Annotated in this window: 24 protein-coding genes; 23 read left to right on the top strand and 1 reads right to left on the bottom strand. The window is 69.5% G+C overall.

The genetic code is table 11. The features are described 5' to 3' along the window. The first annotated feature begins 138 nt into the window (after nt 1-138). From ACN28A_RS00570 to ACN28A_RS00630, 13 genes are all read left to right on the top strand, one after another. A complete protein-coding gene (locus ACN28A_RS00570) occupies nt 139-936 on the top strand; it encodes a helix-turn-helix domain-containing protein (RefSeq protein ID WP_421391376.1) in 798 nt (265 codons plus the stop codon). Further along, on the top strand, nt 933-1,472 hold the full coding sequence (locus tag ACN28A_RS00575; protein WP_421391378.1) for a hypothetical protein: 540 nt from the start codon (nt 933-935) through the stop codon (nt 1,470-1,472). Before ACN28A_RS00570 ends, ACN28A_RS00575 begins: the two co-directional genes overlap by 4 nt. Nucleotides 1,473-1,634: 162 nt before the next feature. Continuing rightward, entirely contained in the window at nt 1,635-1,784 is a 150-nt protein-coding gene (locus ACN28A_RS00580; protein ID WP_421391380.1) for a hypothetical protein, read from the top strand. Beyond that, on the top strand, nt 1,781-2,251 hold the full coding sequence (locus tag ACN28A_RS00585; protein ID WP_421391381.1) for a hypothetical protein: 471 nt from the start codon (nt 1,781-1,783) through the stop codon (nt 2,249-2,251). Before ACN28A_RS00580 ends, ACN28A_RS00585 begins: the two co-directional genes overlap by 4 nt. Nucleotides 2,252-2,530: 279 nt before the next feature. Continuing rightward, a complete protein-coding gene (locus ACN28A_RS00590; RefSeq protein WP_421391383.1) occupies nt 2,531-2,878 on the top strand; it encodes a hypothetical protein in 348 nt (115 codons plus the stop codon). Between the two features lie 47 nt (nt 2,879-2,925). Beyond that, nucleotides 2,926-3,807, top strand: coding sequence for a hypothetical protein (locus ACN28A_RS00595; protein ID WP_421391385.1), 882 nt, complete (start codon nt 2,926-2,928; stop codon nt 3,805-3,807). Nucleotides 3,808-3,930: 123 nt separating this feature from the next. Continuing rightward, nucleotides 3,931-4,152 carry a hypothetical protein gene (locus tag ACN28A_RS00600; RefSeq protein ID WP_421391387.1) on the top strand — a complete coding sequence of 74 codons (222 nt, stop codon included), beginning with the start codon at nt 3,931-3,933 and terminating at the stop codon, nt 4,150-4,152. Further along, complete coding sequence (locus ACN28A_RS00605; RefSeq protein WP_421391388.1) at nt 4,149-4,391, top strand: hypothetical protein; 243 nt, start codon at nt 4,149-4,151, stop codon at nt 4,389-4,391. The genes ACN28A_RS00600 and ACN28A_RS00605 overlap by 4 nt, the downstream gene beginning before the upstream one ends. After that, nucleotides 4,388-4,933, top strand: coding sequence for a hypothetical protein (locus tag ACN28A_RS00610; RefSeq protein ID WP_421391390.1), 546 nt, complete (start codon nt 4,388-4,390; stop codon nt 4,931-4,933). The genes ACN28A_RS00605 and ACN28A_RS00610 overlap by 4 nt, the downstream gene beginning before the upstream one ends. Further along, on the top strand, nt 4,930-5,229 hold the full coding sequence (locus tag ACN28A_RS00615; RefSeq protein WP_421391392.1) for a hypothetical protein: 300 nt from the start codon (nt 4,930-4,932) through the stop codon (nt 5,227-5,229). The genes ACN28A_RS00610 and ACN28A_RS00615 overlap by 4 nt, the downstream gene beginning before the upstream one ends. Continuing rightward, on the top strand, nt 5,204-5,506 hold the full coding sequence (locus ACN28A_RS00620; RefSeq protein WP_421391394.1) for a hypothetical protein: 303 nt from the start codon (nt 5,204-5,206) through the stop codon (nt 5,504-5,506). The genes ACN28A_RS00615 and ACN28A_RS00620 overlap by 26 nt, the downstream gene beginning before the upstream one ends. 258 nt (nt 5,507-5,764) lie before the next feature. Further along, on the top strand, nt 5,765-5,998 hold the full coding sequence (locus ACN28A_RS00625) for a hypothetical protein (RefSeq protein WP_421391396.1): 234 nt from the start codon (nt 5,765-5,767) through the stop codon (nt 5,996-5,998). Beyond that, nucleotides 5,995-6,174 carry a hypothetical protein gene (locus ACN28A_RS00630; RefSeq protein WP_421391398.1) on the top strand — a complete coding sequence of 60 codons (180 nt, stop codon included), beginning with the start codon at nt 5,995-5,997 and terminating at the stop codon, nt 6,172-6,174. The genes ACN28A_RS00625 and ACN28A_RS00630 overlap by 4 nt, the downstream gene beginning before the upstream one ends. Before the next feature lie 5 nt (nt 6,175-6,179). On the opposite strand, the gene ACN28A_RS00635 is transcribed toward ACN28A_RS00630, so the two are convergent. Beyond that, nucleotides 6,180-6,377, bottom strand: a complete 198-nt coding sequence (locus ACN28A_RS00635; RefSeq protein WP_421391400.1) for a hypothetical protein — start codon at nt 6,375-6,377, stop codon at nt 6,180-6,182. 81 nt (nt 6,378-6,458) lie between these two features. Between ACN28A_RS00635 and ACN28A_RS00640 the strand changes: the two genes are divergently transcribed. The 10 genes from ACN28A_RS00640 (at nt 6,459) to ACN28A_RS00685 (ending at nt 10,067) form a co-directional block, all read left to right on the top strand. Continuing rightward, a complete protein-coding gene (locus ACN28A_RS00640; RefSeq protein ID WP_421391402.1) occupies nt 6,459-7,286 on the top strand; it encodes a hypothetical protein in 828 nt (275 codons plus the stop codon). Then, the gene (locus ACN28A_RS00645) at nt 7,283-7,771 is read left to right on the top strand and encodes a hypothetical protein (protein ID WP_421391404.1); all 489 of its coding nucleotides are present in this window, start codon (nt 7,283-7,285) and stop codon (nt 7,769-7,771) included. The genes ACN28A_RS00640 and ACN28A_RS00645 overlap by 4 nt, the downstream gene beginning before the upstream one ends. A gap of 437 nt (nt 7,772-8,208) precedes the next feature. Then, nucleotides 8,209-8,406 (top strand): hypothetical protein, encoded by a 198-nt coding sequence (locus ACN28A_RS00650; protein ID WP_421391406.1) that lies wholly within the window; start codon nt 8,209-8,211, stop codon nt 8,404-8,406. Continuing rightward, nucleotides 8,403-8,636 carry a hypothetical protein gene (locus tag ACN28A_RS00655; protein WP_421391408.1) on the top strand — a complete coding sequence of 78 codons (234 nt, stop codon included), beginning with the start codon at nt 8,403-8,405 and terminating at the stop codon, nt 8,634-8,636. The genes ACN28A_RS00650 and ACN28A_RS00655 overlap by 4 nt, the downstream gene beginning before the upstream one ends. Next, nucleotides 8,633-8,989, top strand: a complete 357-nt coding sequence (locus tag ACN28A_RS00660; RefSeq protein WP_421391410.1) for a hypothetical protein — start codon at nt 8,633-8,635, stop codon at nt 8,987-8,989. The genes ACN28A_RS00655 and ACN28A_RS00660 overlap by 4 nt, the downstream gene beginning before the upstream one ends. Continuing rightward, complete coding sequence (locus ACN28A_RS00665) at nt 8,986-9,216, top strand: hypothetical protein (protein ID WP_421391412.1); 231 nt, start codon at nt 8,986-8,988, stop codon at nt 9,214-9,216. Before ACN28A_RS00660 ends, ACN28A_RS00665 begins: the two co-directional genes overlap by 4 nt. Continuing rightward, a complete protein-coding gene (locus ACN28A_RS00670; RefSeq protein ID WP_421391414.1) occupies nt 9,213-9,425 on the top strand; it encodes a hypothetical protein in 213 nt (70 codons plus the stop codon). The genes ACN28A_RS00665 and ACN28A_RS00670 overlap by 4 nt, the downstream gene beginning before the upstream one ends. After that, entirely contained in the window at nt 9,422-9,565 is a 144-nt protein-coding gene (locus ACN28A_RS00675) for a hypothetical protein (RefSeq protein WP_421391415.1), read from the top strand. The genes ACN28A_RS00670 and ACN28A_RS00675 overlap by 4 nt, the downstream gene beginning before the upstream one ends. Beyond that, on the top strand, nt 9,562-9,777 hold the full coding sequence (locus tag ACN28A_RS00680) for a hypothetical protein (RefSeq protein ID WP_421391417.1): 216 nt from the start codon (nt 9,562-9,564) through the stop codon (nt 9,775-9,777). Before ACN28A_RS00675 ends, ACN28A_RS00680 begins: the two co-directional genes overlap by 4 nt. Beyond that, complete coding sequence (locus ACN28A_RS00685; RefSeq protein WP_421391419.1) at nt 9,774-10,067, top strand: hypothetical protein; 294 nt, start codon at nt 9,774-9,776, stop codon at nt 10,065-10,067. The genes ACN28A_RS00680 and ACN28A_RS00685 overlap by 4 nt, the downstream gene beginning before the upstream one ends. Nucleotides 10,068-10,074: the final 7 nt, after the last annotated feature.

The following is a 10,074-nucleotide window of genomic DNA, read 5'->3' on the forward strand; positions in this document are numbered from 1 at the left end:
TGCGCCGTACTGGGTGTCGGACCGGGCGACCGCTCGGGCGGAACTGGGCATCCCTGACTCCCTGGCCGGGCTCGAGCCCCTGCGGTCAGCGTCTGCCGCCCCAGCCCTGCCGGGGCGCGCATGTGGGGAGGTCCGGCCGTGACCGCTGTCGCAACGACGGAACTCGCCCGCGCCCGCGCCGCCCGCATTCGAGCCGGTATCGGCGCCTACTTGGCCACCCTTGCCGACATTGCCGCCGCGTACGCACAGCAGGACTGGCGGGCGCTCGGCTATGCCGACTGGCAGGCGTACGTCGATGGTGAGTACTCCGAGCACCGACTGAAACTTTCGCCCGAACATCGACAGAAGGCGGTCGCCGAGCTTCGGCTCGCAGGAATGAGCCAGCGCGCCATCGGCTCGGCCCTCGGGGTCGACCAGGCCACCGTGATCCGGGACCTCCGCCGAGGTGATGCAGATGCATCACCTGAGGAGATCAAGGGTGCTGACGGGAAGACGTACGCCAGCACTCGTTCGAGTCCTCCAGTATCCCCGATCAACGTCGTAGAGGCGTCGCCCGGACCGGACCGATCGGGGCCGGAGCACCCGTGTCCCCCTGAGCGGTCGACGGAAGAGGTCGACGTCCGGCACGGCCCCGACTCGACTCCGGCAACGCCCGGCGACCTTGCTGCTGCCGCCAGCGTTCGTGCGGCGCTCGACATCCACGCGCCCGACCCTCACGCCGTCCATCGGGAGTGGCGGCGGGACTTTCTGGGGCAGGTGCATGCCGTTCATGTGGTGATGCGTCATGCCCCAACGACCGTGGTCGATCGCGGCGACGACGAGTGCGTTCGTGAGCTGTACCGGTGCGCACGCCTACTCGGCGAGTTTGCCCAGACCGTCGCTGACGAGATCGCCCGCTCTCAACCGAACGTCGTGCCATTTCGGAGGGCGCAGTGAAGTACGCAATTGATCGGGCTTCGTGGTCACCTGAGGACCGCGAAGAGTTCGAGCAGATGTTGGCCGAGATCTGCGGCCGGACCACCGACAGTGCCGAGCGGATCGATCTCGCCGAGGCGCTGCTGAACGACGCCGTCCAGGGTCAGCGGTTCTGGGCTCGACAGGTGGAGCGAGCGTGCCTGCGCGACGGACTCGGCGCGGAGATTCGCCGCTACGAGGACCGCAACCGAGTGATGTTTGCGCATGACGGACGAGTGCTGAGCATGCCGGCCAAGCAGGCGCGGCGGGTACAGGTCGACGACGGCCGGACAGTGTTTCAGCGCGAACTGATCGAGCTGTGGCCGTGGGCGCAGATCGAGGACAAGCGGGCCGAGGCCATCCGCGCGCGGCGGACCTATGACGACAAGGTCGCGCACTACGACCGACTGCTGGCTCTGCGGGTGCTGTGTCCAGATTCGGCCTCGCCGGATGAGGCGGCGCGGCAACTCGGGATTGACCTACAGACCTACCTGGCCCGGCCTGCCGAGGCCGCCTGACCAAAGCGAAGCGCCCGCCGGTCTGCCTCCGACGAGCGCTCGATCGCTCCGCCTCTTACCGATCTCTGACTAGGAGGACATCGGCAAATGGCTATTTCGACGATACATCAGGTCCCCCGAACGGCTGTCACCGCCTCCCCTGCCCGGCCACCTGCGGCACCTGTGGACCCGGTCCACCTCGCCGCCGAGCTGGAGGTGTGGCTAAAGGACCAGGGCATCAGCCCGGGTGCCGGGTACCGGCCCCTGGAAGCGCTCGCCGCCGTGGAGACGTATCTGCGGGCGGCAGACATTCCGATGGCCGGTGCCGCGTGACCGCGACCCTGCCGCCGAACCTGCTGCGGACCGTCGACCAGACCCGCGAGGCGGTGCCGCTGCCGGGACCGTCGTCGCCTGCCTGGCAGGACCCGTCAACGGTGTGGCGGATCGCCCTGTTCCGGGAGCGACACGTTGACCCGGCCGCGCACGACCTGGCGCACCCGCAGCCGATCTGGGGTTGCGACTTCTGCCCGCAGTCGGGCGTGTGCCCGCAGTGCGCAATGCCGTCCCCGGAGTGTGCGGATTCGTCGGGGCATCGGCGGGAAGCTGCCGGGTCGGAGTCGTCGTGGCGGGGTGGCGGCGTGAGGGTGTTGGAGCAGTGGTCGCCGGAGTTCGCCGCCGAGGTTGCCGAGCGGTGGCGGAAGGTGCGGCGGGGTGAGCGTCCCCGTCCGCAGGTTGAGGACCGGCCACCGGTTGTGGTCCGGGACGGGGCGACGGTACGCACCGAGGCGGTGGCGTCGTGACTCCCCTCGTGTTCGGCGCCGCCGGCCTGCTGGTCGGTGCCGCTATCGGCCAGCTCGTCGGCTACCGGCGGGGTGTGCGTGCGACGTGGCTCCACGCTGCGACCGCGTTCCTGACTCTTGACCGTCTCGTGTTTCGGCAGCTCTGCCGGGCGGAGGAGTCGGCTCGGGACGCTCAGGAGCGCCTGCACGCGGCGGTCCGGGATCCGCACGGCTTCGGTAACGGAGCCGGCTACCGCTCGACCCGCTCCCCTGATTCCCGGTCGGCAAGGGAGGCATCTCGTGCGTCTGCGTAGTGCTGTCGTGGTCGCGCTCGTCGGGGCGGCGTGTTTCGCGGTCGGTGTGGCCGATGTGCGCCGTGGTGTGTCTCCGTCGGTTGATCCGGTGCCGCCTCGGGTCCGGTTCACGCTGCCGACGTGTGACGGCCTGCCGGCCCGGGTGGACGTGACGAACGTCAACGAGGCCCGGTATGTGCTGGTCGGCTTCAACGACGACCCGGCTAGCGATGTGGAGCCGGGCGGGTCGGTCGGCTACGAGCTGACGTCGGGCGAGGTGCAGGTGATGGTCGACGGCCGCCCGCACGGACGCCCGTACGTGTATCTGCCGCCGTCGTGCGAGCGGCTTCCCTGACTCCCTCCGCCCGCCCGGGTGTGGGGTTATCCCTCCAAGGAGATCCATTGAGAATCCGAACTCTGGCCAGCGGTGTTGGTGCGCTGGCCGTAATGGTCGCCGGGGTGCTGGCGTTCACCGGCGCCGCGCAGGCGGCGACGATCGACGGCTGGACGGCGAACGTCGGCACCTCCGTGAAGGCGGTCGACGGTGTGAACGTGCTGGTGATGGACCAGTCGGGCACGTCGGCGGGGACGAGCCTGGAACGGGTCGTCGCCGGGAACGTGCACGCCGAGCTGCCGATCTCGTTCACGTTCCGGCTCGACGGTGCGGACGCGTCGTGTGGTGGTGGGGCGCCGCGCGTGTATCTGCTCGGCGGGCTGCTGTACGGGCAGGTCATGTCGTGCCCGGTCGCCGCGTCCGACTGGGTGACGGTGTCGGCGGCGGACTTGTCGTGGTGGTCGGGTGGCACGAACTACGCGTCGTGGGCGGCGGCTGTGGTGGCGCATCAGGGGACGCCGCTGGGTCAGGTCGGGCTGGTGTTCGACAACGCCGCCGGCAAGAACGCGAAGGCGCTGTTCAAGAACCTGACCCTCGCCGGGAAGCGGGTGAAGCTCGGCACCCCGCCGGGGGCGACGCCGACGGTGACCGCGTCTGCGACGGCATCCCCGACTGCGACGGCCACGCCTACCCAGACGGTGGAGCCGACCACGACCGCGACGGCTTCCCCGACCGGTGAGCCGACGTCAGAGCCGACCGCCGGTCCGTCTGAGTCGGCGGATCCGGACCCGACGTTCTCGCCGTCGCCGGCCGCCGGTGGCGGTGGAGGCGATTTGCCGCTGACGGGTGCGGGTGTGCTCGGGATCGGTGGCGCCGCTCTGCTGCTGGTTTCGGTCGGCGGTCTGCTGTTCGTGCTGGCCCGTCGTCGTCGGACCCGTTTCGAGGTCTGACGTGTTCGGCCCGGCGGGGGCGGCAACCCTCGCCGGGCTCGGGTCGGCCGGTTCAGCCGGTGCGGGTGTCGTAGCCCACCGTCCCGCCATTCGTAGACCACCACCAGATCGACGGGAGATCTCATGGGATTCATCAAGTCCTATCTACGGGACCTTGTGACCAACACCCGCCCTGCTGCTGCCATCGGACGGGCCGTCGTACCTCCGCAGGACGACCAGCCGACGGTCGGCCTGCCGCGTGCGGCGCTGAACGAGTCGTCGGGGTACGTCGGCCGCCGTCGGGACATCAAAGCCCGGAACCGGTCTGCTGGTCCGCGCTACCGGTCGCCGGAGGTGGCGCTGTGAGCCCGGCAGCCGCAGTCGTCCTCGGCATATACGCGTTCTCGGCGATCACGTTCGTTGGCCTGATGGTCGCCGACGGGATGGGTCGACGACGGCGGATCAGAAGGCGACGGCCGGTGCAGGTCGACGCGTACCCGTTCCTCAGTGACGGGGAGCAGGTGGAGCTGTACGCCCGCTTCGAGGCGATCGTCGCCCCGCTGCGGATTCAGGCCCCGATCGTGCCGGGGGGTGAGTCCCGGTGAGCGTAGTTACTGGCGAGGACTACGGGATCGGGGTGGGGTTCGCCCTTTTGACGGTAGCGATTTTCGGCCTGGTCGTGCTCGTTGCCGTCGTCATCCCCCGCGAGATCCATCGGGATCGGCAGGCGCATGCGGCGCTGGACCCGAAGCAGGACAAGCTGCGTTGGCAGTGGGGGACGCAACTGCTGAGCGGGGTGACGTCACGTAGGTCGATCGCCCCGGCGTCGCATCGCGCCCCGTGGCGGCTACCGGCTTGGGCGCGGACGTTGGTTGCGCACGGGCAGCCAGCCGAGCCGAAGGGGTACGGGCCTCCGCCGCCGCTGAGCGTGGTCGAGCAGCCGACCGTCACGGCCTGGCCGGTACGGGACCGGAACACGGTGCCGTCGCTACTGAACCCGGCCGTCGGTGCGGCCCGGGTGCCGCGCCAAGACCGGTGGGAGGAACGCGACGTCATAGACGACGTTCTCCGGGGCCGGATGGAAGCGGCGGCGAACACCGAGGACACCGGCATGCTCCCGCCGATCCGGGCGGAGGTCACCCCGTGAACCGGTTGGTGCGGTGGCTCTCTTCCCTCCGCCTGTGGTTCGTCGACCAGCAGGCGTTGCGGGCCGAGGTCATTCGTCTTCGCCGCCTGCTCGACGCGAAGCAGGCCGAGCACAACCGGCAGCTCATGGAGATCGACGAAGGGCACCGGCAGGTCATGGCGTCGATGCGGCTGACCAATGCCGAACTGCGGTCGGAGAACATCCGGCTCGATCGTGACGTTGACGAGTTGCGTTGGGCGCTGGCCCACGCCTCCGGCGGGGAGGTGGAGCGTGTCTCCGCAGCCGTCCGGGATTGAGGTCGTTCCGGTCACCGCCGCCCAGATCGGGGGCGCGTTCCTGCTCGGCGTGCTGCTGCTGGCGGTGGCGGTCGGGGTGACGGCGTGGGCGGTGCGCGGCCCGGTCGAGCCGGAGTCGGTGGATGACGTCGACCGCCGGGCGGAGATCCGGGCGCCGAGGGTCGGGCGCGGCCTTCGCCGTCGGCCGCACACGGGGACCGTGCATGTGCCCGGTGTCCGGCCGGTGTCCGCCGACGATCCGACGGTTGTGATCCGCATGGGTGGTGACGAGTCGTGATCGGCGAGCGGTGGATGTGGCTGGGAGTAGGGCTCATGGTCGTCGGCGCCGGTCTGCTGGTGGTGTTGTCGGCCCGGCGGGTTCGGGGTCGTCGCGCCCGGCGTGCTCGCGTGGCGCAGCGGTGGGTCACCTACCGGCAGGGGTCGGCTGCGGTGTCGCCGTCGGGGTTGGTGCCGCCGCGTGTGTCCGGGGTGTACCGGAGCACGGCCGGGGATGTCGACGCTACGGCGGTCATGGCCCGGATGCGGGATGGTGGCCATGGTTGAGCCCCGGCCGCTCGCCCAGCCCACCCAGCCGGCGCACGTCGAGTGGCGCTACCTGCCGAAGTCTCAGGTCAAGCACGCCCTGACCCGGGCTGATGACTGCGCGGCGATGTGTGGCCTGTATGTGCTGCCGGCGTCGATGTGGTTGGGCACCGGCAGTCAAGTGGAGTACGAGACGGTTGCCGGGCTGCGGGAGTGCCGGTCGTGCGTGAAGGCGCTCGGCCGGTGAACCCGATCGACTGCCTGGTTGTCGGCCTGGTCCTCGTGCTACTTGGGGTTGTTGCCGCCGTGCTGGGCTGGTGGTGGCCGGCATGCTGGTTGACGGTCGGCTGCGGGGTTGGGTTGCTGTTTGACGGCGCCGGGGATCTGGACCGGTTGCAGCAGCGGTCAGGTGATCCCCGATGAGGCGGTCAGGCGTCATCGCGCGGTTGCTCTCGCCTGCCAGGGTGTCGACCTCGGGCACGCAGCGCCTCGGTCACGAGCACGGACAGGGCCGCATTGAAGCTCACGCCCATCTCATCGGCCACCTCTCGGATGGCCGCGTTGATGTCTGCCCTGAACCGAACCGTTGTGGGTCGCTCCGCCATATTGCTGATCGTAGTGCGCATACATATGATGGTAGAGTGAATACATCCGATGGCGCCAGTTGGCTACCTGCCGGCGCATCCCGATGACCTTGGAGTCGCTGCATGACTGACGTTGTCCTGCTGACCCGAGCCGAGGCTGACTGTCTTGCCGACTGCGAACAGAAGATCGCCGCCGGCCTTCAAACCTTCGTCGAGGTCGGCACCGCCCTGGCAACGATCCGGGACAACCGTCTCTACCGAGCCGAGTTCGGCACCTTCGAGGCGTACTGCATGAGCCGGTGGGGCTTCACCGATCGGCGCGCTCGCCAGATCATCGACGCCGCCGAGATCGGAACAATTGTTCCGGTCGCAAACGAGGGTCAGGCGCGAGAACTCAGTCGCGTCCCCGAGCCCGAGCGCGCCGAGGTGTGGCGCGAGGTTCAGGAACGCACCGAGGGGCGCCCAACTGCTGCCGCGATCGCCGAGGTCCGCCGCGAGCGCGAACAACCCACGAACCCCCCGACCGGTGCTGACGCGTTCGCGTCCAGTGCCGAAACCCGGCCCGACCGGTCGGGGCCTATGCCGGGGGAGGTGGCGTCCGGGATGAAAGGGAACTTGTCGCAAAGCAACCTTCGCAACGACGCCACCTCCCCCGGCGCTCAAACCACCGGTCCGGCACTTCCGTGGCCCGTCGCCGAGGACATCGCTCGACCGGCCGCCGAGGGAAGCGGAGTTGCGCACGCCGCCCGCGTCAGCGACGACGTACGACGGCTGATCACGCTCGCGCAGACGTTCGGCAGTCCCGAGCTTCGCGCCCGCGCCGTCGACCTGTACGCCGACCACCTCGGCCACGCCCCGATGCCGCCGTCCGGAGCGGTCAACACCGAAGAGATTCGCAAGGCCGGTGAGGCGATCCTCGCCCTGGCCAAGGACTGGAAGAGGAAGCGATGAAGCGTCGTACCCCCGCCTTCGACCACGTTGTCTACCTGTACCGCACCTGGGCGTCCCAGCGAAGCGGCGTATGGAGCAAGAAGGAGGCGTGGGGCGACCTCCGCTCTGACGTCATCGGCTTCCTCCGGGCCACGTCCGCCCCCGACGACTGGGACCAGCTCGCCGAGATGCTGTTCAACCTCGCCGACGACGCGATCGTCAAGGCCGGGGAGTACGAGATCCGCGACGCGGACCCGATGCAGCAGGAGCTTCCATTCGCCCTGCCGTACGACCTTGACGCGATCCTTGCGCTCGGTGCCGGTGACCGGTGCGCGTTCGGCGACATGCGGATGGCCGAGTGGGTTCGCCACGACGCGAAGAAGTACGAGAACATGCGCGCCGTTCAGGAGGCGTACGACGAGTGGCGGCAGAAGAGTAATCACCTGCTGCCGGGCCTGACTCAGGGCATGTCGATTCGCGAGATCTGCGAGCGGGCCGCCGCGTGAACCAGCCCACCGTCCTGACAGTGAAGCGGTACCGGTGCCCGCACTGCACCCGCTTCTCAAGGTCGAGCAAGGCCAGGACGGTCGAACACATGGGCCGCTGCTGGTACAACCCGGGCGCCCGGGGTTGCAAGACGTGCGCGCACTTCCAACCCGAGCACGATGCGTGCGGTTGTACGCCCGGCTGCAACTGGGGCAACAGCGGCCAGTCGATCGCCGAGTCGTGTGCGGTCGGCGTGGACCTGTCCGGGCACCCGGAGTGCGCGGCCTGTGGTGGGTCCGGCTGGACCGACACCAGCGAGGGCGGCGAGCGGCCCTGCACCTCTGAAACCACGACGTGTCACGTCGGCGACGGGCGTGCGGTGAGGCCCGGTCCGATCGTCGGCTGCCCCGAGTGGTCGCCCTCTTCTTCCCTTCCGACCGAACGGAGCTGATCAACCATGAGTTACGTCCAGCCCGACCCGGGCCGCTATCGCCGACTCAAGGATAACGCCGAGGTCACGGTGACCGGCTGCACCGGAAGCGAGTGGAACGACAGCGTGTCGGTTCGGTCTCCCCGGCTGACGCACGTGCGGCTGGAGAACTTCTGGAAGAAGTACGAGCCGCTGCCCGCCGAGTCTCCGGCGGTGACGTCGTGACCGCCCTGCCGAACATCGTCGCCGTCGACTGTTGGCGCTGCGGTGACACCCCTGCCGCCGGCACCTGCTGCTCGTCCCACGACAAGCTGCTGTGTCACCGCTGCTACCGGCTGACTCACTTCGTCGAGCGGTGCACCGAGAGTTGCCGGGAGTGTGCGGCTGAGAGTTTGCCGCTGATTCTCACCCCTGCGATTGCCGCGACGATCGGCCGGAAGTCGGTGGCGTCGTGACCGCCCGGGAGCCGCTGGACCTGGACGGCATCCTTACCGACGTCACGGGGCACGCTGCCGAGCTGCCGGCAGACGTCGTGGATTGCGTCGGGTGCCACATCGCCGTTACCGATGTGCCCGCGCTGGTCGCCGAGGTGCGGGCGCTGCGCCGGGACCTGGCCGCGAACGAGGACAGCGAGGATGCCCGACTGGCCATCGCTGAGGCCGAGGTTGCCCGGCTGCGTCCGGTGGTCGAGGCCGCGCGTCGGGTGGTCTACCCCGGCGGCGTGGACGAGTTCAACGGGCTTGTCGCCGCCGTCAGCGTGTTCAACGCGGAGTCGCCGGCAGTTCCGGGACCGGAGGTGCCGTGGTGACCGTCGTTCTTCCGCCGCGCACGCTGGCCGACCCGGACGCCGTCAACCGCCTCGACGACGGCACTCCCCTGCCCGGTGACGTGGTACGGGCCGAACAGCACGACCGTCAGTGCCGGCAGTCGTGGGACGGGTTCGCCCGGCAGCAGGCGGCGATGGAGCGTGCGGTGTGGCTGGACGCGCACCGGGAGACCTGCGACGGCTGCGAGTACTGCGAGGTGGCGGCATGAGTTGCGCCACCTGCCGTCCGCCCACGCCCGCGCAGGCGCACTGCGCCACCTGTCACCGCACGTTCGGCGGAGTGACCGGATTCGACGCCCACCGCAAGGACGCCGCCTGTCTCGACCCTGCCGGGTTCGGCTACGTCGAGCGGGACGGGGTGTGGCGTACGCCGATGACTGACGAGGCGCGGGAGCGGCTGTACGGGGGTGTGGCATGAGCGGGGAACTGAGCGACGGATGGAAGCTGATCCTGACCCTCGCCGTGATCCTGTTCGGGGTCGCGTCGCCATTCCTGTTCGGCTGGCTTGTGTCCCGGGACAGTCCGGCTGACCGGCACGGGCGGGGTGGACGGTCGTGACCGTGCTGGACCTCGGCTCGCTTCCCGCGCTCGACCTGCCTCCGCTGCCGGTCGACCTGCAAGGCGCCACGTACCCGGTGCCGTTCCACCACGCGTGCCCGTACTGCGTGACGCGTCCGGCCGGGCTGCTGGCGGGGCACTGCGGCGACCCGGCGTGCCGGACCGCCTACCTCGACGCCGACCGCGAAATGGAAAGGCTGGCCGACCTGTGAACGAGCCGAACTGGAAGCCGCTGGAGAAGGTGCTGCCGCTCGACCAGTGCGCCGACTGGATGTGGATGTACGCCCGCACCGACGGCGACCGGGTGATCCAGCACTACAAGCACCGTGACACACGCGGCTACCTGTACCTCGACCAGGACGGGCAGGCGTGGACTTTCGACGTCGCCACCCGGGGGTGCTACTCGTCGTTCGTTTGCGACATCGACCACGAACACACCGACGACACGCACACGGCTCGGCGGATCTCTCTGGCCGAAGCAATCGAGCAGGCGGGGCTCTGATGACCGC

The organism is Plantactinospora sp. WMMB782, assembly GCF_049179135.1.
In the GTDB taxonomy this organism is placed as follows: Bacteria; Actinomycetota; Actinomycetes; order Mycobacteriales; family Micromonosporaceae; genus Plantactinospora.